Genomic DNA, 23235 nt, shown 5'->3' with positions numbered 1-23235 from the left:
TGATTTTAAATAGTTTATGAAAAATAAATGCAAACATGAATGGGTAAAAACATCCTCCGGCTATACATGCCAAAAATGTTCAGCCATTATCTTAACTAAAGATGTTATACCCGTATTAGGAGTAATATTAGATAGTTCAGAAGAACTTCAAGAAGAAACAGACAAAGAAGAGAATCAATCCAAATAAAGGTCTTTTTCCTTAACAGACTGCTCTAATTCCAAGTCTTTTTCTGTAGGGTGAAGAATCCTTTGTACTAATATTTGTGCATTGTCCGGCTTTTCTCCAATTCCTACAAGTCTTTTATAAAGCATTTCATCAGACCAAGAATTTTGCCTAAAAATATCTCTTACCTCAGAAGGTGTAAGTAAATTCTTTTCTTTCTTCTTCTTTCTTATATCCTTCTTCTTGTAATTATATCGCATTGCAAAACTCATAAAGTTTTCAAATTCTTCTCCTATCGTCATTTCCTTTTTACTCATGCTGTCAATTTCTTATATGTAATACGGTAATTCATATTACAAAGTAACAAATTAAATCTTGAATTCTCGCTGATTTTTCGTGTATTATAGCGGAACACAAATTCATTAACATATCTTTGAAGATGCTTAGAACTCATATAGTGGTATATTCCTACATATCCTCTTTTTAATAAAGTCCAAAAACCCTCAATGGTATTAGTGTTGATTCTTCCGTACCCATATTGTTTCTTGCTGTGGTCTATGGAATAGTGATAATACATTTTGTCTATCTCATTATATCCGTACCATTCATCAGTGTACAATATAGCGTTTCTATCAACAAACTCCAATATTTTAGGAGTAAGTTCCTCTTTGGACGTGTTTTTGATAACTATCCCGATAACCTTTCCTTTTCTTTCTACCATTCCAAGAACCGGGGTCTTATCCTTGAATGAACGTCCCTGGCAAGCCTTAACTTTCTTGTCGTTGTGTCTATTCTTGTTCTTTCCTCCGACAAAGGTTTCATCGGCTTCTACTTCATTATGCAATTTCCCTTGATTTTCACATGCCAAACATATTCTTATCCGTTGTAACACATACCAGGCTGTTTTCTGAGTAACTTTAATGTCTCTCGCCAACTGTAAAGATGATATTCCTTTCTTGTTTGAAAGAACCATCCATACAGCCATAAACCATTTTCGCAATGACATTTTCGTATTCTCAAAAATGGTTCCCGTTTTTACATTAAACCTTCTCCCGGTGTCCTTACATAAATATGTATTATTTCCACATACATACACTTTAGAGCCAGGGCTAAAAGGAGATTCCACCTTTTCACCCCATCGCACTTTCTTTAAATATTCGATACAAGACTGTTCAGTAGGAAATGCTTCTAACAGTTCAAACAATGAATTAAACGAATTGAATCCTATCATAATATATTCCTCCTTTTACATCTAAATATACGAATATTTTTTCACAAATCCAACTAAAATAGTATATTTTTCTTATAAATATTCTGTTTTACCAGATTTAATCAACCAAAAATAATCATCACCACCAAATTTAAAATTTTTTACAGAACGTCCTCGTAGCTTTTCTTCAAAAGATTGTGGGTTTAATTCCGACGGTAAAATAGGCAGGTTAACCGATATATCTGTAATATCAATCGCATTGTAAGCTTCATTAAAAGGGTTGTCCCTTGTCTTTGTTGAAAACCCACTTACTACATAAGCTTTAAATTCGCCTAAAAACTTCATCGCTAAAACTTGCTTATGGGTCTTTTCTACTATTACCCATAAATTTTTGATACTTTCCTCGTTCATTTCCATAACTTTCTATTTTTATTGAATTTAATATTTAGTGCAAAGTGGTATATAGTTACCTGAATTTATTACTCGTTTGCTTTTCATTCACGACGTCCCCAATGACATGGCCTACAAAAGTAGCCACTTAATCCAACCCTACAACATATTCTTAAAAATAATATTATCCCGTAAAAGATAAAGCTCAAAAGAAAATTATCAGTTATCTTTGTTCCATGACTACCAACAAGACAACTCCCAAAGAATTATGGGCAAGACAGCAGATTAGCGGTCCCGATGTGGACTATGATTTGTGGAACAAGAAAAGAATATCCGTGCAAGCGTTCTCACAAATGAGTCAGAGCTGTATTTTTACAGTTGACGTATTTAAAGAGAGATACGATTTTGCATCCGACAGTTTTGCCCATCTTTTCGGATACAATCCCACTTGGATAAAGACAATCAGGCAACAAGGCGATTTACTGGAAGAGAGAATACACCCTGATGACAGAATTCAACTCACAGAATGCCAAATCGAGCATGGACAGTTCATCTACTCACTCCCACCGGAAGAAAGAAATGACTACCGGCAAATATTTCAATTCCGTATGTTGAATGCACGGCAACAGTATATCAATGTAAGCAGCCGGCAACAAGTCATAGAAACAGACCGGAATGGTAAAGCCTGGATAATCATGGGAGTAATGGACATACTTCCCGACCAGACCCCTATCGAAAGAATCAAACGGACGGTGGTGAACAGAAAAACGGGAGAGATACTTCCAACATGCACTGTTTCTCCCGACAAACAATTATCCAACCGGGAGAAAGAAATATTACGACTCATCCGACAAGGTTTTCTAAGCAAGGAAATCGCTTACCAGCTGGGAGTGAGCATCTATACTGTGAACAATCACCGGAAAAACATCCTAAGCAAGTTAGATGCCAACAATATAATGGAAGCCATCCATATAGTAGAAAATCTTGGTATCTACCTCTAAGATTACGGAAGCCAACCGAGACTGTCCGCCAACTGATTTGTTTTGCGCCACTCTTCAAGCTCCTTATAAGTGCGGACACCTCCCGTAAAGACAGCATGATAAATCTCTATACCTGGAATCGTTACACCATCCGGCACATCGAATTTGATTTGCAATATCGTTTTCCTAATTTCAGGAGTAAGGCGCTCCGCAATAGCGGCAGTCACCTTTTCTACAACACCATCATACCTGGAACCTTTCCGGATGTGAATCATATCAAACTTCCAAGTATTCTGTTCTCTATCCTTATATAAAGCATGCCACTCCATGCACTCTTCCTCCGTATGGATAAGGTTCCTATATTGTATTTCCTGCAAAGGCAATCGTTCCGCAAGTTCCCGGAGGACCGAAAAACTCTCTCCTACATCCAACCTATCGGTATAAATATGGATATCTATATCCCTACTTTTCGCCAACAGCCCGGTACGGAGTGAGCCCACCAAATGAACGGTTGCTCCAATGCGCTCCCATGCTTCAATAATACGGGTATCTTCCAATACTTTCCATGCAGATTGCTGATTCTGCCTTGCAAGCTCATGAATATCCATTTACCTCCACTTTTTTGAATGTGCAAAGATATAAAACTTCCCAATATATAGCTATAAATAGCCATTTCCCTTCCCGATACAATACACTAATTTTGCACACTGTCTTATTTTTAGCAACAACTAATTATGGCATTCAATCAAACAGAGAAACAAGAGAAAGAATATTTAAAGCAAATAATCAGTTTTCTGAAAAAGGTTATCGGTAATACCGACGCATCAGTGAAAGACCACGTCGACACCTTGGCAGAATACAAAGACTATATCTGGTCCAACAAAGACATCGACCCGCACGAGATACGCTCCATGCGCGAAAGCATCCTAAACCATTTTGCCTTGGGGGAAAGTGTAATCAACAAGCGTAAGCGGCTCACCAAGATACTTGCCATTCCTTACTTCGGACGAATTGATTTTTTGGAAAAGAAAGAAAACAGCAAAGTGATGCCTATCTATATAGGTATCCATACCTTCTATGACCCGGAAAGTCGAGCTACCCTTATCCATGACTGGCGAGCACCCGTTTCGAGCATGTTCTATGACCATGAATTAGGAGAAGCAGGCTATCGGTCTCCATCGGGAGAGATTAAAGGAGTAATTTCCCTAAAACGCCAATACAGAATTCGGGGCGGCAAAATGGAATTTATGATTGAAAGTGCCCTGACCGTCCATGACGACATTCTGCAAAAAGAGTTAAGTTCCAATGCAGATGACAAGATGAAAAATATCGTTGCCACCATCCAACGGGAACAGAACCGGATTATCCGCAACGAAGATATCCGCACGCTTATTATTCAAGGAGTGGCCGGCTCTGGAAAAACATCCATAGCCCTGCACCGCATAGCCTACCTGCTCTATACCTTCAGAGACAGCATCTCATCAAAAGATATTCTGATTATCTCCCCCAACAAAGTGTTTTCCGATTATATCTCCAACGTCCTCCCCGAACTTGGGGAAGAAACCGTGCCCGAAACCAGTATGGAACAAATACTCTCCGGAGTGTTGGAACACAAATATAAGTACCAAACATACTTCGGGCTAGTGAATGAACTGTTAGAAAAGCCATCCTCAAGCCTCATCGACAGAATAGCCTATAAAGCCTCTTTCGGCTTCATTTCAGAGCTTGACAAGTTTATCCTCCACATAGAGAACACCTACTTCAAGGCAGCAGACGTGAAGCTGACCAAATACATCACCATACCTGCCCCGTTTATTGAAGAACAGTACCTACGTTTCAACCGTTATCCCATACGCCGACGATTTGATGCTATGGCTGATTATATGCTGGATATGTTGAAAATACAATACGCCTTTACGGTAACCACCGCCGGCAGAAACCTTTTGAAAAAAGGAATCAGACTAATGTTTGCAGGCAATAACGACATTCAAGTCTACAAAGATTTCTTTAAATGGACAAATAATCCCGGAATGTTCAAAATGCGAAAGGGACATACACTCGAATACTCAGACTTGGCACCGCTGGCATACCTACACTTGGCATTGGAGGGAAACGGGAACCAGCCATTCAGAGTCAAACATCTGTTGATAGATGAGATGCAGGACTATTCGCCCATACAGTACAAGGTAATACAGAAACTCTTTCCATGCCGGAAAACCGTGTTGGGCGATGCAGGACAGTCCGTGAATCCTTATGGCTCATCCACAGCAGAAACTATCCAAAAGTCACTTACTGCAAGTGAAATCATGAAATTGTGTAAGAGTTATCGTTCCACCTTCGAGATTACGGATTTTGCGCAAAAGATTCATCCTAACGCAGAGCTGGAACCGGTTGCCCGGCATGGAGAAAAGCCACAAATCCTGCAGTTCGGCAGTGCCGTAGAAGAACTGTCCGGCATTATGGGGCTAATCTCCACTTACCGGAAATCCGGATATAAGTCTCTTGGCATCATATGCAAGACGGAGCAGCAAGCCAGGAAGATGGCAGACATGCTGAAATCATATGCCAATGATATCAGCTTCCTATCAAGTCAAAGCTCCGCATTTGTGCAAGGCATCGTCATCACCTCTGCCCACATGGCAAAAGGGCTTGAGTTTGACGAAGTCATTATTCCACAGACGGATGAGAGAAATTACCGTTCGGAGATTGACAAGAGTATGCTTTATGTAGCTGTAACCAGAGCTATGCACCGCCTAACCTTGACATTTCACGAGGCAAGACCGGCAACTCACTGATGATGGATTATTAAGGAAATCTATCCCAACAGCCTTGTACAAGATGCGGCAAGTAACAGCGTATCTCATCAATCGACCAATCCCACCATTGCAGCCGCAATAATTTCTTCACCACATCCTCATCAAAACGTTTCCTGATTTCTTTGGCAGGAGTTCCCCCTACAATTGTATAAGGGGGAACATCTTTAGTCACAACAGCACGTGCACCAATAATCGCCCCATCTCCTATATGAACACCAGCCATTATCACCGCTTCATAACCAATCCAAACATCATTACCTATTATAATATCTCCTTTGTCATCCCATGCATCCGTTATGTCCGATTTCTTCAATCCCCACTCTTCGTAAAATAAAGGAAATGTATAAGTAGACAGAGATTTCAACGTATGATTGGCACAGTTGAACAGAAATTTCGTACCGCAAGCAATGGAACAGAATTTACCAATAACCAGCCTCTCCTGATGGATGGGGTAATGATACAGCACATTGTTTTTCTCGAACAACAAAGGGTCAGCTACAAAATCATTATAAATAGTATAGTCACCAACCTCTATTCGAGGATCCTTTACAACAGCATTAAGATATACGGTTTGCTTATCTCCCGTACGCGGATATATTTTAGTCATCATAATTCGATATGTTTCTAATATTGTTTACTTCTTAAATAGAAAACCGATTGCAGTGCCAGCAAAATCACAAAAAGGTATTCTGCCGTTAAGTAAATAGCCAAGGATGCATGAGTGCAAGCGCTTAACCAATAAAGATACCCCAAATACACGACAGTGGTAGTCACTTGGAAAAGAAAAGTAATCCGGGTTTTACCGGTCCCTCCAACTGCGTTGAGATATACATAGCCTGGCAAGGCAAAGGTATAATTCAGCAACGTCACAACAAAAGGGATGAAAGCCTGCTCCGTCAACAGTTCGTTATCTGTATAGATTCCTATTATCAAGCGATTACAGCATACAGCTACCCCTATCAGTGGAAATCCAACAGAATAGCCCAACCTCAGTATCTTACGGCAGATAATGAAAACAGCCCTCCTTTCTCCAGCCCCAATCGCATTACTGACCAGCGAACCCGTAGTGACCGCAAAAGAATTGACTATTACAAAAAAGACAGCAGATACACTTCGCGTAATATTGGAAATGGCTAATTCCGTTTTACCCAAATGTTCCACCGCCACAAAAAACAAGAGCCACGGAGCTACGCTGATAAAGGCATGAAGCATGCTCCATACCGACAAGCTCAGCACATCTACCAACAGCTTTCCGTCATATACCGGTTTCAATCCATATTTCCCTTTATCTATTTTCAGCCATACGTAGAAAAGAAGCATCGCCAAAGAACCCATCTCTGCCAGAGAAGAAGCAATGGCAGCTCCCGATATTCCCAGTCCTCCAACGAATATCAGAATATAATTCAAAGGAATATTAATCACTACTGCAACGGCTGCAGCCCACGATAATGCCCGAGTGCATGTTATTCCCACAAGAAAAGAACGGATAGCCAAAAACGGAAACGAAAACAGCAAACCGAAACTGCGCCAGTCCAGATACTGAATTACAGCCCGATAAATCTCCGGTGAGGAAATCAACCTTCCCAATATGAAAGGAGAACTTGCCTGCATCAGCAGACAAAGCAAAATAGCCAATCCCGATAAAAAGAAGAAACCTTGAAAGAATATCTTCCCAGCCTTACCATAATCACATTCTCCATTCCTTGCGGGCAATCATCACCTGCAATCCGATACTAAATCCAAACCTAAGCATGTAGATCGCCAAATAATAAATCCCTGCAATGGCAGATGCTCCCAATTCCACCTCGCCAACGTGACCTAAGAAAACAGCATCGGTTATATTTATCAGCTGCTCCATCAAAATGCTCATCATTACCGGAAAGTTGATAAGCCATATCTGTTTATATGTATAATGCATTGCTCAACAATAAAATAGCACAAAACAACACACTGTACAAGTACAGCATGCTATCCTGCAAATTCATGAATAAAAGGATATACAATCTCTATGGCAAACGGGGCATCGCTTGCCAGATAGCTGAATAGCTTTATCAAGCAGGGCTATTCGTTGAGCGTAGCTATATACAGAGCTTCATAAAAGGTGAATATGTTTGTTCATTCAAGATATAGTGCAAAAGTACAGAAAAAAATGTGCCAAAGTTCAGTTTAGGGCATAAAAAAAGGAGTACCGCTGTACTCCAACCTTTGTTAACCTTAAATCTAATACTATGAAAAACACATTGCAAATGTACGGACTTTTGGGACATTGACAAACTTTCCAAGAAAAAAAGCATGTTTCATAACACATTTTAATAAGATAAATGCTCGTTTTCACGTCCTTTTTCACTTTTTCTGCTTCAAAATAGAAAAGGAGGTATAGCATCACGTAAAAAAATAAGCAAGTTCTTTCCATTATACTCCCAGTTTGCATTATCTTTGCACTAACACGAAGATAAGCTGCACCTCAGCATAAAAAATGAACGAGTTCATTTTATTCTGCATTCGGTTTGCACTATCTTTGTAATGAGATTAACAAGAACTTATATATGCCAGACTATGATTTAATCGCCATATTAGGGCCTACCGCCTCAGGAAAGACTCCATTTGCAGCCGCCTTGGCCGCCGAACTCCATACGGAAATCATCAGTGCCGATTCACGGCAAATCTACCGGGGGATGGACCTGGGCACCGGCAAAGACCTTGCCGACTATACCGTCGACGGGAAACAGATTCCCTATCACCTCATCGACATAGCCGACCCGGGCTATAAGTACAATGTTTTCGAGTATCAGCGTGATTTCTTGAATGCTTACGAGACTATTAAACAAAAAGGTTGCCTGCCCGTTGTATGTGGAGGAACCGGAATGTATCTCGAATCAGTGCTGAAAGGCTACCGTCTGCTGCCCGTACCCGAGAATCCTGAGTTGCGCACCCGTCTGGCGGACAAATCGCTGGAAGAACTGACCGACATACTGAAAGGTTACAAAAGCCTGCACAATACTACGGACGTGGACACAGCCAAACGTGCCATACGAGCCATCGAAATCGAAGAGTATTATGCCCATACCCCAGTAGACGAACGTTCCTTCCCCCAGATGAACAGCCTCATCATAGGTGTGGACATCGACCGGGAATTGCGTCGGGAGAAAATCACCCGCCGCCTGCACCAGCGCCTGGAAGAAGGAATGATAGACGAAGTGCGCCGTCTGATAGAGCAAGGCATCCAACCGGATGACCTCATCTATTACGGACTGGAATACAAGTATCTGACACTTTATGTCATCGGCAAGCTGACCTATGAAGAGATGTTCACGCAACTGGAAACAGCCATCCACCAGTTTGCCAAACGCCAGATGACCTGGTTCCGCGGTATGGAACGGCGTGGATTTACCATCCATTGGATGAATGCCCGATGGCCGATGGAAGAAAAGATAGCTTTTGTAAAGAATAAGTTGGAAGGATGATGAAATGATGAAGTAACCGGGTGATTTAAATCGTAAACTGTAAATAGTCAAATTGTAAATAGAATCATGAGTGCAGAACCCGAAAAGTTGGGAGTGATATACAACCCCAAGGCCGGAACGCGGAAAGTGCAGAAACGGTGGAAAGAAATCAAAGAATACATGGACAGCAAAGGTGTGCCTTACGACTATGTGCAGTCCGAAGGGTTCGGTTCGGTAGAGCGTCTGGCAGGCATCCTCGCCAACAACGGCTACCGCACCATTGTTGTAGTAGGCGGTGACGGCGCACTGAATGACGTCATTAACGGCATCATGCTTTCCAATGCACCGGACAAGGAGAATATAGCCATCGGCATCATCCCCAATGGTATAGGAAATGACTTTGCCGACTATTGGGAAATGAGTTCGGATTACAAGAAAGCGGTGGATTGCATTATCAACAACCGCCGCCGGAAAATAGACGTGGGTACCTGCTATTATTACGACGGTGAAAAGCATCTGACACGCTACTTTCTCAATGCCATCAACATAGGTCTGGGAGCCCGTATCGTGAAAATCACCGACCAGTGCAAGCGTTTTTGGGGAGTGAAGTTCCTCTCTTACTTCATGGCACTGCTATCCATTATCTTCGAACGTAAGTTGTACCGCATGCATCTCAAGATAAACGGCGAGCATATACGCGGACGCATCATGACTGTCTGCATAGGCAGTGCGTGGGGATACGGCCAGGCGCCTAGTGCAGTGCCCTATAACGGCTGGCTGGATGTTTCCGTCATTTACCGTCCCGAATTGCTGCAACTATGGTCGGGATTGTGGATGCTTATCCAAGGGCGGATTCTGAACCATAAGGTAGTGATGCCCTACCGTACGCAAAAAGTAAAAGTGCTGCGTGCGCAAAATGCCTCTGTCGATTTGGACGGACGTATTCTCGACCGTCATTTTCCACTGGACATCAGCGTACTGCATGAAGCAATAACATTGATTATACCCAATTGAAAATACTTAATCAGTAACAACCTATGATTGAATTAAAGAATAATCCTGCCGGAAACTTCTTCCTACTGGCAGGTCCATGTGTCATCGAAGGAGAAGAAATGGCAATGCGCATTGCCGAACGTATCGTGACTATCACCGAAAAACTGCAAATCCCCTATGTATTCAAAGGGTCGTACCGCAAAGCCAACCGCTCCCGCCTGGATTCCTTTATGGGTATCGGTGACGAAAAGGCGCTGAAGATACTGCAAAAAGTGCACACCACTTTCGGAGTACCTACCGTAACCGATATTCATGCCGCCGAAGAAGCCACCATGGCTGCCGAATATGTGGATATTCTGCAAATTCCCGCCTTCCTCTGCCGGCAGACAGACCTGCTTGTAGCCGCCGCCAAAACCGGAAAAACCATCAACATCAAGAAAGGGCAGTTCCTCTCTCCGCTTGCCATGCGCTTTGCGGCTGATAAAGTAGTGGAAGCAGGCAATAGGAACGTCATGCTGACGGAACGCGGAACTACTTTCGGTTATCAGGATTTGGTCATCGACTATCGCGGCATCCCCGAAATGCAGACCTTCGGTTTCCCTGTCATCCTGGATGTAACCCACTCCCTGCAACAGCCCAACCAGACCAGTGGTGTCACGGGAGGTATGCCGCAACTTATCGAGACCGTAGCCAAAGCCGGTGTTGCCGTAGGTGTAGACGGACTGTTCATCGAAACCCACGAAAATCCCACCGTAGCCAAGAGTGACGGCGCCAACATGCTGAAACTCGACCTGCTGGAAGACCTGCTGACCAAATTGGTCCGCATCCGGGAAGCAGTCAGATAAATTCCATTTATCCGGAATGGAATCCGAAAAAAACAACAGAAGTTGTGATTTATCTAAGGGCTGTCCGACAGATAGTTCAAGAACAATTTAAATTCATAATAATATGAAACATCTATTACGCGGTTTATGGATTGTAGCGTTAATTCTTTGCTGCAATTTTCAGCAGGTATTTGCACAGCAAATGCCGCCTATCCCGGTCGACAAAAATGTCCGTATCGGAAAGTTGGACAACGGATTGACCTATTATATCCGCAAGAACAGCCAGCCTGCAAACCGGGCCGACTTTTACATTGCCCAAAAGGTAGGCTCCATTCAAGAAGAAGCCGACCAACGCGGCCTTGCCCATTTCCTGGAACACATGTGTTTCAATGGAACGACCCACTTCCCCGGTGATGCACTGAAACAATACCTGGAGCGTATCGGGGTGAAATTCGGTGAGAACTTGAACGCCTATACTTCCGTAGACGAAACCGTATACAACATTTCCAATGTGCCGGTCACTACTCCGGGAGCCATCGACTCCTGCTTGCTGATTCTGCACGATTGGAGTAACGATTTGACTCTGGACCCGAAGGAAATAGACAAGGAACGCGGAGTCATCAACGAAGAATGGCGCACCCGTATGAGCGCCATACAACGCTTCCAGGAGAAGATGCTTCCGGTCATGTTCGAAGGAACGAAGTATGCCACTTGTTTCCCTATCGGAACGATGGAGGTCGTTATGAACTTCAAACCGCAAACCTTGAGAGACTACTATGAAAAGTGGTACCGTCCGGACCTTCAGGGTATTGTGGTAGTTGGCGATATAGACGTGGATGCCATCGAAGCCCAAATCAAGAAAATATTTTCTGATATTCCCGCCCAGCCCAATGCTGCCAAACGTGAGTACTATCCGGTAAACGACAACAAGGAGCCTATCGTATTGGTTTATCAGGACAAGGAACAGTCCAATGTACAAGCCCTCATCTTCAACAAGCACGAAGCCACTCCTGACGAGCAGAAAGGCGACATGGGCTATCTGGTACAGAATTATGCAACCACGCTCATCAACAATATGCTGAATGCGCGTCTGAACGAATTGGTACAGACCGCCAATCCTCCTTATATATATGCCGCCACTTATGACGATGATTTCTTTGTTGCCAAAACCAAAGATGCCTTCACCGGTGTCGTTGTCTGCAAGGAAGATGCCATAGAAAATGGAATAGCCACTCTCCTGCGCGAAACAGAACGCGCCCGCCAATTCGGCTTTACGGAAACGGAATACAACCGTGCCCGTGCCGAATATCTGCGCCAACTGGAATCTGCTTATAACGAGCGTGACAAACGCAAGAATGAAGAGTACGTGGATGAATATGTCCGTCATTTCCTCGATAACGAACCGATTCCAGGCATCGAAAACGAATACGCCATCATCAATCAGATAGCTCCCGCCATTCCGGTTGCCGCACTGAACCAGATGATGCAAGCCCTCGTAACAGACAGTAACCAGGTAGTCGCAATTCTCGGTCCGGATAAGGAAGGATTGAAAATGCCGACAGAAGATGCAATCAAGAAGATACTGAAAGATATTAAAGCTGAAAAACTGACTGCCTACGTAGACAAGGTATCGGATGAACCTTTGATGGCCGAAGCCCCGAAAGGCGGAAAGATTGTATCCGAGCAGACAGACGATATATTCAGCACTACAACGCTGACACTCTCCAACGGAGTCAAGGTCATTATCAAGAAGACAGACTTCAAGGCAGACGAAATCCGCATGAAGGGAGTCAGCCTGGGCGGCAGTTCCTTGTTCCCCGACTCGGAAATCATCAACATCAACGGACTGGATGCAGTGAGTGTCGGTGGTCTGGGTAATTTCAGTGCCGTAGACCTGGAAAAAGTTCTGGCTGGCAAGAAAGCTTCCGTCAGCTATGGTATCGGTGACAAGACAGAAACCGTCAATGGCAGCTGTTCACCGAAAGACTTCGAGACAATGATGCAGCTCACTTACTTGACGTTCACCGCCCCGCGCCGTGACGACGATGCCTTTGCATCCTACAAGAACCGCAACAAAGCTGCTTTGCAAAATATGGAAATGAATCCCCAGGTGGCGTTCAGTGACTCTGTCTCGGCCGGTATTTACATGCACCATCCCAGAAGAGCCAGAATAAAGGCGGACATGATTGACAAGATGGATTATGACAAGATTCTGTCTATGTATCAAGACCGCTACAAAGATGCCAGCGATTTTACCTTTATCTTTGTAGGAAATGTGAATGTGGAGGAAATGAAACCGCTCATCGCCGAGTACCTGGGTGCACTGCCTGCCATCAACCGCAAGGAAACATTCAAGGACAATAAAGTCGACATGCGCCAAGGAATTTACAAGAATGAGTTCGTAAGGAAGCAGGAAACTGCTAAAGCGTCGAATTTTGTCCTGCTGAGCGGTGACTGCAAGTACGACCTGAAAAATGACATCCTGCTGGATATGACCAGCCAGATTCTTGACTTGGTTTATACAGCCAAGGTACGTGAAGACGAAGGTGGCACTTACGGTGTATATGTAGGCGGCCAGTTAAGCAAATATCCGAAAGAAAAGGCCCTTCTGCAGATTATATTCGAAACCGCTCCGGCAAAAAGAGAAAAGTTGATGCAGATTATCTTTACAGAACTCGACAACATCGCCAAAGCAGGTCCGTCGGAAGGAGATCTGAATAAAGTGAAGGAGTTCATGCTGAAAAAACACGCCGAAGACTTGAAGGAGAACAGCTACTGGCTGGGAAGTATTGACGAATACCTGTTCACCGGTATGAATCCGATAAAGGATTACGAACAGATAGTCAACAGCATTACCGTGAAGGACATCCAGAAGTTCACCGACGACTTGTTCAAGCAGAAGAATGAGATTGAGGTATCAATGATCAGTCCTGAAACTCCTGACAAAGAATAAGAGAGCCATACACACAGAAGGCTGCGTTGTTTAAAAGGCAGCGCAGCCTTTTTTATACAAACTCTATATATACAAATACTATGAGTCTTTTCTTAGATTTGCGCAAGCACGGAAAACTGGCGGAAAAACGAAATCCGATGTACGAAAAAAGTAAATTCGGAAAATTCTGGATGTACTTCATGTTCGTCTTCTGGGCCGGTTACCTGATATTCTTCGGTACGACCTTTGCATTCGCCTTTGACGGTGGTGCCACAGAAGCCTATCACGTAATGAACTCCGGATTGATATTTGTCCTTGTGCTGGATTTCCTGATACGCCTGCCTTTCCAAAAAACACCCACCCAGGAAGTGAAGCCCTACCTGCTGCTTCCCATCAAACGGAATCGTCTTATAGACTTCCTGCTGATTCGTTCCGGACTGGATGGCTTCAATCTGTTCTGGCTGTTTCTGTTTGTTCCGTTTTCCATCATCACCGTCACCAAATTCTATGGAATCAGTGGTGTGCTGACCTATTGCATTGGCATCTGGCTGCTGATGGTATTCAATAACTACTGGTTCTTGTTGTGCCGCACACTGATGGGTGAGCGCATCTGGTGGCTGGCATTACCAGTAGTAGTATATGGTGGCATTGCCGCCGCACTATTCATTCCGGACAACAGTCCGCTTTTCGACTGTTTTGTCAATCTGGGAGAAGGGTTCATCACCGGCAGTATACTGTCATTCATCAGTGTACTGGCTGCCATCGCCCTCATGTGGTTCATCAACCGCACCCTGATGCAGAAACTCATCTACAATGAACTGAACAAAGTGGAAGATACACGGATAAAACATGTATCCGAATACAAATTCCTCGACCGCTACGGCGAAATAGGCGAATACATGAGACTGGAACTCAAGTTATTGCTACGCAACAAGATTTGTAAGCGTTCGCTCTATTCCATCACCGGTGTAGTGATAATGTTCAGTAGTATCATTAGCTTTTCCGATGTGTATGACGGAGGTCTGAGAGATTTCTTCGTCCTTTATAACTACATTATCTTCGGCATCATGTTCCTCAGCACACTGATGGGTTACGAAGGCAATTACATTGACGGACTGATGAGCCGCAAGGAATCTATCTACTCGCTGCTGCGTGCCAAATACATACTGTACAGCATTGCATTGCTCATTCCTACAATTCTGATGATTCCCGGTATGGTTACCGGGAAGGTATCCGTACTCGGTTGCATTGCATGGCTGATATTCATTCCGGGAGCCGTATACTGCTGTCTGTTCCAGTTGGCAGTATACAACAACAAGACTACCGACCTGAATTCAAAGATGACCAGCCGGCAGAATATAGGCACCGGTCTGCAGAATCTGATTTCAGGAGGTGCTTTCGGCATACCTTTACTGCTGCTTTTTGCACTGAATGCCATCTTTGGCAAAGAGGTCACCCCCTGGATACTTATCGGCATCGGCGTGGCATTTATCGCCACTTCCAAATTCTGGCTGATGAATGTATATCACCGACTCATGAAACGCCGCTACAAGAATATGGAAGGCTTCAGGGACAGTAGACAGAAATAGAAATCATTAAACATCAATCACTAACATGATACGCATCAATAATTTACAGAAGAATTTCGGCACAAAAAAAGCCGTAGATATAGAGAACTACACCATCGGGCAAGGCGATATGCTGGGACTGGTAGGCAACAACGGTGCAGGCAAGACCACCCTCTTCCGCCTTATTCTTGACTTACTACAGGCAGACCAGGGCAATGTAACCATCAATGACATTGACGTCAGCAAAAGTGAGGACTGGAAAAACTTCACGGGAGCCTTTATAGACGACGGTTTCCTGATAGACTACCTCACTCCCGAAGAATACTTCTATTTCATCGGCAAGATGTACGGTCTGAAGAAAGAGGAGGTAGACGAACGCCTGCTTCCCTTCGAACGCTTCATGAACGGCGAGGTAATGGGCCAGAAGAAATTCATCCGCAACTATTCTGCCGGAAACAAACAGAAAATCGGCATCATCTCCGCCATGCTCCACCATCCGCAACTGTTGATTCTGGATGAACCGTTCAACTTCCTTGACCCCAGTTCACAGTCTGTAATCAAACACTTGCTGAAAAGATACAATGAAGAACACGGAGCCACTGTCATCATTTCCAGCCATAACCTGAACCACACAGTGGACGTTTGCCCGCGTATTGCATTGTTAGAAAACGGTGTTATTATCCGCGATATACGAAATGAGAACAACTCTGCCGAACAGGAATTGGAAGCTTACTTCAACGTCGGCGTGGAGGAAGAAGCCGTGGTAGAAGAAACGGTAGAAGAAGCAGAAGCAGCCGTAGAAGAAATAACGGAAAAAGAAGATAAAACGGTAGAAGAAAAAAACTCGGAAGCATGAAAAAATATCTTTCTTATATAGTAGCCTTTACCATCATATTGATAGGTCTAAGTTCCTGCCATACCTCCGCGCCACGCCTGGACTACAAAGCCCTGGCACAGGCATCCGTCCGTTTGGGAGTGGATATTGAACTGCAGGACAACCACAAGCTGTACATCCATGCCTCCGAATGGATAGGCACCCCCTATCGTGCTGGTGGCGACAGCAAGCGGGGGACAGACTGCTCCGGACTGGTATCGCAACTGTATAAGAAAGTTTACCACACCCGTCTGTCGAGAAGCACAGACGGGCAACTGAAAGAGAGCAGCAAAATCTCCCGCCGCAACTTGCGTGAGGGAGATTTGGTGTTCTTCACCAGCCGTGCTTCCCGCAAAAAAGTGGCACACGTAGGTATCTACCTCAAGGACGGCAAATTTATACATGCCAGTACCAGCCAGGGAGTCATAGTCAGCAACCTCCGGGAAAAATATTACACCCAACACTGGCTCTGCGGAGGAAGAATAAAATGATACTAATTTTTTCCCTTCTTGTGATTTTCTTTACTCTTTCCCGACTGATAGTCCAGAAACAATTAAAAGAAGAAAACAATGAAGAAACTTTTAGGCATCCTCGTATTCATCAGCATTGCGCTGAGTGCCAATGCACAACTTTTATGGAAAGTATCCGGTAAAGGATTAGAGAAACCATCCTATATTTTCGGTACTTACCATCTCTCTCCACTCAGCATCAAGGACAGCATCGCCGCCATGCCGCAGGCCATGAACGAAACCACCCAAGTCTACGGTGAGGTCGTGATAAGCGAAATGGCGACTCCCGCCTTCATGCAAAGCATGCAACAGCAGATGATGATGCCCAAAGACACCACGCTGCAAAGCCTCTTTACTCCCGAGCAATACGAAGAAGTAGGTAAAGTTGTAAAAGAGAATATGATGGTAGACATCGCCATGCTTGCTCAACTGAAACCGGCTGCCATCAACCAGCAGCTTGTCGTCCTGCTCTACATGAAACATACTCCGGGCTTCAACCCGCAAGAACAGCTCGACACTTACTTCCAGCAGCAGGCCGGACAGCAAGGCAAGAAAGTTGGCGGTCTGGAAACAGCCCAGTCACAAATAGACATTCTGTTCAACAGCCAGACGCTGCAACGCCAGGCAAACCTCCTCTACTGCGCTATCAGTGACATCGAGAAAGGTATCGAGCAAAGCAAGCGCCTGATTGCCGCTTATGAAAAGCAGGATCTGGATGCCATGCTGCAACTGATGGAAGAGCGCGACGGCAATTCATGCGACCCGCTGCCCGGAGAGATGGAAGCCATGCTGGACAACCGCAACAAGGCATGGGTTGAAAAGATGCCTGCCATCATGACGGAAGCCCCCACCCTTTTCGTAGTCGGTGCCGGACACCTGCCCGGAGACAATGGAGTGCTGAACCTTCTGAAACAACAAGGATATACCATAGAAGCCATGAAATAAATCCTCTAACAATTCTCTCTAACAACAACTTTTAATGGCAGACTATACAAAGCGTGACGGTCAAATACCATCACGCTTTGTTTGCATATACACTTTATTGTCCTCATCATACTGTACATCCCGAAAAATATACTACTTTTGCACCAAAGTCTTGGCTGTTATAGTGATAACGTCACTTTTGACTCGATTCGATAAGAACGCAAGAAGCGAAAGTTATTATCCCTGCTATTCGGAATCTGGAAAATTCTCTTAAACACCGCAGGATAATAGCAACAGTTTCTTCACGTCTATGTTATTATATACTTAGGCGTGGGGGCTGTTGTCTATTAACGGTGTGGGCATTTTCCAGAGCCTCGAATGCAGATAGACAATAACAGTCCTCGCGCTTTTTATATAATAACCTTCGTCAATGAGGACAGACGAAATGAAAGACACCGCGTATGCATCTTACATTATTTGGAGAAGTACAGTTATTTCTGTTAATTGCCGTTACATCTGCAAGCTTTCTATACTGGATAAATCATAAATACAAAAGTCTGAACAGACAGATTATCCGGGCAATAGACATTCCAGTATATCTGCTGAACAGACAAGGTATTGTCGTAAAACTACTTAATACACCTACCGAAAAGGCGAACAGACTTCCATTTCTGAATTCGGGAGTTCTAAATATCAATAATTTAGTGACAGACGCCGATGAATGCCGGAAATACATGACGTCGCTGTTACGCGTACTGAATACCCGCACTTCGGACAGCCTGATCCTAAAGATAAGAGTGGAAAGTAGTGAAGAACTATATATCGCAGTGCGCATGGTCTACCTCAACAGAAATTATGCCATGGCCTTCATACGCGACATTACGGAAGATGAAGTCCAACGCCGGGAAAACGAAAAATACCGTTTCTTCCTTGAAAGTATTCTGGAGAACCTCCCCATCGCCACTACAGTAAAAGACAAAAACGACGAAGGACGCTACCTGATATGGAACAAAAAAGCGGCAGAGATGATGGAAGTCCCCGCTGAGGATATTGTGGGACACTATGAAGAGGAGTTCAAACCCCTAATGCAAGATAATTTCATTCAGGAGACAGACAAAGAAGTCGAAGAGTCGGAAACTCCCCAGTCCTACATCAAACACTTTGTCAATCCCAAAGGCAGAGAGTATGTTCTGTCGTTTCACAAAACGCTGGTGTCCTACAACAAAGGAAAAGAGAGATGGATTGTCAGTTCTGCACTGGATATCACCGAACTACTGGCAGCCAAAGAGAAAGCAGAAGAAGCCAGCCGCCTGAAATCGGCTTTTTTTGCCAATATGAGCCACGAGATACGTACTCCACTAAACGCCATTGTCGGATTCTCCTCCATACTTTCCGATTATATACAAGACGAAGATACAAAGGAATACATACATATCATCGAAGAAAACACCCAACTGCTGCTGCAACTGATTAATGATATTCTCGACCTGTCACGCATCGAAGCCGGCATTCTCGAATTCACAGAAGGAGATATGGATGTAAACAAGACGCTTGATGAAATGCAGACGATGGCAAAACTGAAACTTCCGCCCAAAGTCTGCATACGTCTCCTCCCCGGTACGGATTGCTGTAGCATTCATACCATTCCCAAGCGGGTAAGGCAAGTACTGAACAACTATCTGTCAAACGCCCTCAAGCATACGGAAGAAGGTTTCATCGACATTGGTTATCACCTGCCGCAAGAAGACAGGATTCGCTTCTTTGTCCGTGATACCGGGTGCGGCATTCCTCCCGAAAAGCAAAAGGATGTATTCGAACGCTTTGTCAAGCTAAACAGCTTTAAACAAGGCACGGGCCTCGGACTCTCCATCTGCACCATGATTGCCGGGAAAATGAACGGAAAAGTGGGCGTCAGCTCTATTCCGGGGAAAGGTTCCGAATTCTGGTTCGAAATACCCTATCAACCTGCCGGAAGCCAACCTGCATAGAAAAGCCCGCCACTGACATGAACTCTGTCAACAGCGGGCAACCTAAACCATCACCGATGTTATCCTGACTCACAATACCTATCGAAGACTAAACTGCAGTTTACCTCCCTGCACCAGTTCTTCATGAGTGATACGATATCGGGACAGTTTTTTTCCTCCCAGCTTCATCTCGCGGATATATAGAGATTCTGCCGACGGACGTTCCGTCTCTATTACCAGTTGGTCGCGTCCCCAATACTTAGGGTCGAGCTTTATGGTTACTTTATCAAATACCGGAGTAGATAGCGTATATGCCGGTTCTCCGGGACAATCCGGATAAAAGCCCATCATATTGAAGATAGCCCAAGCGGACATCGTTCCGGTATCATCATTGCCGGGAATTCCGTCGGGGGCATTCTTGAAATACTTCTGCAAAAGGCGGTGCAGCTCTTTCTGCGTGCGCCACTCCTCACCCTTGAAATAAGAGAAAAGATGGGCGTATGCAATGTCCGGTTCGTTGGCAGGGTCGTACAGCCCTTCGTCGAACACGCGCTGAAGCTTGTCTACAAACGGCTTCTTTCCACCCATGAGCCGGGCAAGCCCTTTCACATCGTGGGGAACATAGAAAGTATAGTTCCAAGCATTGCCTTCGTGGAAGCCGGGGCTGGGCTCAAAATTCTCACCTTCCATAGGATTGAAAGGAGCATAGAATTCTCCGTCCGGCAAGATGGGACGGAAAGTACCGTACTCCTTACAGTAATAATGCTTGTAGCCCAGCGAACGTTCGTGGAACAGACGGGCATCCTCCTTCTTGCCAAGCGCAGCAGCTATGCGCGACAAGGCATTGTCGGCAATATAGTATTCCAGGGCATGTGAAACGGAATTGTCATACTGCTCCCGCAGAGGCACATATCCCAATGACACATAGTCGTCATTGTCCGGACGGAGCAGGTTCTCCGCCCCCGGCAGGGTGGCTCCCTTGCGCATGGCCTCGTAGGCCAGTTCTATGTCAAAGTCGCGCAGACCTTTCAGCCAGGTGTCGACGATGACGGGGATGGAAGGGTCACCTTCCATGGTCAGCGTCTCACGGCCGTAGAGTTCCCATTTGGGAAGCCAGCCGTGTTCGCGGTACATGTCGAGCATGGAGCGCACCATCTGCAATTGCCGTTCGGGATATACTAGCGTAAGAAGCTGGTGCACATTGCGGTAAGTGTCCCACAAGGAAAAGACGGTATAACGGTCGCCTTTGGTGGTCAGAATTTTGTCACTCTCCATAGCGGGATACTCCCCGTTCACATCTTGCAGGATATTGGGATGTATCAGCGTATGATAGAGTGCCGTATAAAAAACGGTTTTCTGCTCTTCCGTACCTCCTTCCACAAGGATGCGCGAGAGGTCATCGTTCCAGCAACGACGGGCTTCCTCCAGCACTTGGCTGAAGTTCTTTCCCTGCTGCTCGATATCCAAATTGAGCCGGGCATTCTCTATACTCACAAAAGAGACTCCCATCTGTACTTCCACTTGCTCGCCCTCTTCAGTATGGAATGTAAGGTAAGCGCCGATGTCATCTCCTGCCAGCTCTTTCCCGTAGCCGGTGTAAAGTTTGTAGCGTCCGTTATCGGGATCCCATTCGGCCTCCACACCGGTCATGGGGCGTTGCTTCTTCCAGTAGCCCGAAGCAGCAGGCTGCTTGTTGACACGCATCACAAAGTAGATGGGGAAAACGGCCTGCGGATTATAGCAGAAAGTACCCAGCAGCTTCATACCTTCAAACTCGCACTCACCCGTCCGACGCAGAAAAGCTCCCGATTCATTGGTCAGACCTTCGCCCAGATTCAGCAGTACATGGCTTTGCCCAGCAGGAAAGGTGAAACGCGCCACACCCGTGCGGGGAGTTGCCGTCACTTCCGTCTTCACATTGTAGCGGGTCAGGAAGTTGCTGTAATATCCGGGGGATGCCTGCTCGTCCTTATAGCGGCTTCCATACTCCTTATAATCCACGGACAACTCTCCCGTAGTGGGCATCAGCAGCAAAGAACCCAATTCCGGACAGCCCACACCGCTCAAATTGACATGCGAATATCCGGTGAAGAAACAATTGTGATACTCATAGGGAGTGGACCACCAGCGGGCATCTTTATCGTATTTGTTGTCCTCCGAGCCCATCACGTTGAAGGGCACTACGGACATCATTCCATTGGGACAGACGGCTCCCGGATTTGTAGTGCCGAAGTTGGTGGTACCAATAAAAGGATTCACATAGTCCGTCGGTTGCTTCTCCGCAGCCATAGATGCCGTGAGCATTCCAAAGGAGATGATACAGAAAGTAATCAGTCGTTTCATAATATAGTAGGGATTTGTTCTTTATTAGTTAGTGAGCACGCTACCCATGCCGGTGTCATTGCATGCACTCTGCAGCGTTACTGCAAACGGTCTGCAGTGACACTGCAAACTACTTTGCAGTAGCGCTGCAACAGCTTTGCAGTAACGCTGCATCAGCTTTGCAGTGGCGCTGCAACGGCTCTGCAGTATCACTGCAAAAAGCATGCAGTATCTTTGCAGTGATATTTCACTAAGTATAAGACAGTTACGGCAGACGTTTTTTTCAGCAATACCAAGCGCCTGCCAACTGCTTGGTGCTTACAAAATACTTGTGCGCTTCGTGAACTCCAGAATCTCGTGGATATAGCCAAAGGCAAGCCCCACTACCGTATCGGCTGCACCGTAGTATACAGCTACACGTTCTCCATCCTGCAATGCTGCGCAAGGGAACACCACATTGGGTACATCGCCTGCCAGTTCGTATGGAGCAGCAGGCGCAAGCAGATACTCACGGGTGCGGTAGAGCAACTTGGCAGGATTGTCCTTATCCAGAATAGCCGCCCCCATGGAGTAACGGAAACCGTTGCAAGTGGTTATCACGCCGTGATAGAACATCAGCCAACCTTCGTCCGTGAGGAACGGTACCGAACCCGCCCCTATCTTGGTGCATTGCCAGGCACTTTCGGGGAAAGGTGTGGGAGCCATCACATGGCGGTGTTTGCCCCAAAACTTCATGTCGGGGCTGAAGCTGATGTAGATGTCGCCAAAAGGTGTATGGCCACTGTCGCTGGGACGGCTCAAGAGTGCATATTTGCCATCGAACCTCTGAGGCAACAATACACCGTTGCGATTGAAAGGCAAGAAAGCATTCTCGCACTGGAAGAACTCCTTGAAATCGAAAGTATAGCCGATACCGATGGTGGGACCGTAGTAGCCGTTGCACCACGTAATCCAGTAGCGATCCTCAATCCATGTCACGCGCGGGTCGTATTTATATTCGGACTCTATCATGTCCGTATTCCCGGCCTTGAACTTGATTGGCTCATGCTCTATTTCCCAGTGGATGCCGTCCTTGCTGAAACCGGCAAAAATATTCATCTGCACCGCCCGGTTGTCACAACGGAACACACCGGCAAATCCGTCGCCAAAAGGCACCACTGCACTATTGAAGATACTGTTGGACGTCGGAATATGGTAACGTCCGATAACGGGATTCTGCGAATAACGCCACATCACGTCCGCACAATCTGCCGGACGCTCTTCCCAAGGGATTGAAGTAAATTTATTGTTCATAATATTTTGGATTTTTATCTTTGCACC

Annotated in this window: 19 protein-coding genes and 1 pseudogene; 12 read left to right on the top strand and 8 right to left on the bottom strand. The window is 45.3% G+C overall.

Features of this window, described 5'->3' with window-relative positions; all coding sequences use genetic code 11:
• Positions 1-16: 16 nt before the first annotated feature.
• Complete coding sequence (locus tag EYA81_RS19245) at positions 17-187, top strand: hypothetical protein (RefSeq protein WP_165491390.1); 171 nt, start codon at positions 17-19, stop codon at positions 185-187.
• Here the strand turns inward: EYA81_RS19245 and EYA81_RS12860 are convergent.
• From EYA81_RS12860 to EYA81_RS12850, 3 genes are all read right to left on the bottom strand, one after another.
• Complete coding sequence (locus EYA81_RS12860) at positions 175-480, bottom strand: hypothetical protein (protein WP_131225885.1); 306 nt, start codon at positions 478-480, stop codon at positions 175-177. The two genes, EYA81_RS19245 and EYA81_RS12860, sit on opposite strands and share 13 nt — an antisense overlap.
• On the bottom strand, positions 477-1394 hold the full coding sequence (locus EYA81_RS12855) for an IS1595-like element ISBun1 family transposase (protein WP_131225884.1): 918 nt from the start codon (positions 1392-1394) through the stop codon (positions 477-479). The genes EYA81_RS12860 and EYA81_RS12855 overlap by 4 nt, the downstream gene beginning before the upstream one ends.
• Positions 1395-1466: 72 nt before the next feature.
• The gene (locus EYA81_RS12850; RefSeq protein WP_005825891.1) at positions 1467-1790 is read right to left on the bottom strand and encodes a hypothetical protein; all 324 of its coding nucleotides are present in this window, start codon (positions 1788-1790) and stop codon (positions 1467-1469) included.
• 209 nt (positions 1791-1999) lie between these two features.
• Between EYA81_RS12850 and EYA81_RS12845 the strand changes: the two genes are divergently transcribed.
• Positions 2000-2764, top strand: a complete 765-nt coding sequence (locus tag EYA81_RS12845; RefSeq protein ID WP_117601101.1) for a LuxR C-terminal-related transcriptional regulator — start codon at positions 2000-2002, stop codon at positions 2762-2764.
• A gap of 2 nt (positions 2765-2766) precedes the next feature.
• Here the strand turns inward: EYA81_RS12845 and EYA81_RS12840 are convergent, their stop codons facing one another.
• Entirely contained in the window at positions 2767-3351 is a 585-nt protein-coding gene (locus EYA81_RS12840; RefSeq protein ID WP_117601102.1) for a nucleotidyltransferase domain-containing protein, read from the bottom strand.
• A gap of 126 nt (positions 3352-3477) precedes the next feature.
• On the opposite strand from EYA81_RS12840, the gene EYA81_RS12835 reads away from it, so the two are divergent.
• Positions 3478-5538 (top strand): 3'-5' exonuclease, encoded by a 2061-nt coding sequence (locus EYA81_RS12835; protein ID WP_131225883.1) that lies wholly within the window; start codon positions 3478-3480, stop codon positions 5536-5538.
• Positions 5539-5548: 10 nt separating this feature from the next.
• Here EYA81_RS12835 and EYA81_RS12830 read toward each other — a convergent pair whose 3' ends face one another.
• Positions 5549-6169, bottom strand: a complete 621-nt coding sequence (locus EYA81_RS12830) for a CatB-related O-acetyltransferase (RefSeq protein ID WP_005828836.1) — start codon at positions 6167-6169, stop codon at positions 5549-5551.
• 14 nt (positions 6170-6183) lie between these two features.
• Positions 6184-7477: pseudogene (locus tag EYA81_RS12825) on the bottom strand (MATE family efflux transporter).
• Positions 7478-8105: 628 nt separating this feature from the next.
• On the opposite strand from EYA81_RS12825, the gene miaA reads away from it, so the two are divergent.
• The 9 genes from miaA to EYA81_RS12775 all read left to right on the top strand — a co-directional run bounded on the left by miaA (position 8106) and on the right by EYA81_RS12775 (position 19614).
• Positions 8106-9023: a tRNA (adenosine(37)-N6)-dimethylallyltransferase MiaA gene (gene miaA, locus EYA81_RS12815; RefSeq protein ID WP_117601106.1), complete on the top strand. Its 918-nt coding sequence runs from the start codon at positions 8106-8108 to the stop codon at positions 9021-9023.
• Positions 9024-9089: 66 nt separating this feature from the next.
• Positions 9090-10016, top strand: a complete 927-nt coding sequence (locus EYA81_RS12810; protein ID WP_005828845.1) for a diacylglycerol kinase family protein — start codon at positions 9090-9092, stop codon at positions 10014-10016.
• 23 nt (positions 10017-10039) lie between these two features.
• Positions 10040-10840 carry a 3-deoxy-8-phosphooctulonate synthase gene (gene kdsA / locus EYA81_RS12805; RefSeq protein WP_117601107.1) on the top strand — a complete coding sequence of 267 codons (801 nt, stop codon included), beginning with the start codon at positions 10040-10042 and terminating at the stop codon, positions 10838-10840.
• Between the two features lie 103 nt (positions 10841-10943).
• A complete protein-coding gene (locus EYA81_RS12800; protein WP_117965976.1) occupies positions 10944-13772 on the top strand; it encodes a pitrilysin family protein in 2829 nt (942 codons plus the stop codon).
• 80 nt (positions 13773-13852) lie between these two features.
• Positions 13853-15340, top strand: coding sequence for a DUF5687 family protein (locus tag EYA81_RS12795; protein WP_117601109.1), 1488 nt, complete (start codon positions 13853-13855; stop codon positions 15338-15340).
• Between the two features lie 25 nt (positions 15341-15365).
• Positions 15366-16175, top strand: a complete 810-nt coding sequence (locus EYA81_RS12790; protein WP_117601110.1) for an ABC transporter ATP-binding protein — start codon at positions 15366-15368, stop codon at positions 16173-16175.
• On the top strand, positions 16172-16684 hold the full coding sequence (locus EYA81_RS12785; RefSeq protein ID WP_117601111.1) for a C40 family peptidase: 513 nt from the start codon (positions 16172-16174) through the stop codon (positions 16682-16684). The genes EYA81_RS12790 and EYA81_RS12785 overlap by 4 nt, the downstream gene beginning before the upstream one ends.
• Before the next feature lie 78 nt (positions 16685-16762).
• Complete coding sequence (locus EYA81_RS12780) at positions 16763-17647, top strand: TraB/GumN family protein (RefSeq protein WP_117601112.1); 885 nt, start codon at positions 16763-16765, stop codon at positions 17645-17647.
• Positions 17648-18087: 440 nt separating this feature from the next.
• Entirely contained in the window at positions 18088-19614 is a 1527-nt protein-coding gene (locus EYA81_RS12775) for an ATP-binding protein (protein ID WP_117601113.1), read from the top strand.
• Between the two features lie 78 nt (positions 19615-19692).
• On the opposite strand, the gene EYA81_RS12770 is transcribed toward EYA81_RS12775, so the two are convergent.
• The gene (locus EYA81_RS12770) at positions 19693-21936 is read right to left on the bottom strand and encodes a GH92 family glycosyl hydrolase (RefSeq protein ID WP_117601114.1); all 2244 of its coding nucleotides are present in this window, start codon (positions 21934-21936) and stop codon (positions 19693-19695) included.
• 297 nt (positions 21937-22233) lie between these two features.
• Complete coding sequence (locus EYA81_RS12765; RefSeq protein ID WP_117588978.1) at positions 22234-23208, bottom strand: glycoside hydrolase family 130 protein; 975 nt, start codon at positions 23206-23208, stop codon at positions 22234-22236.
• Positions 23209-23235: the final 27 nt, after the last annotated feature.

The organism is Bacteroides sp. A1C1 (assembly GCF_004328515.1).
Classification (GTDB): domain Bacteria; phylum Bacteroidota; class Bacteroidia; order Bacteroidales; family Bacteroidaceae; genus Bacteroides; species Bacteroides uniformis.
The sequence above is the reverse complement of the archived record's forward strand: the minus strand, read 5'-3'. Positions and strand labels throughout refer to the sequence as shown.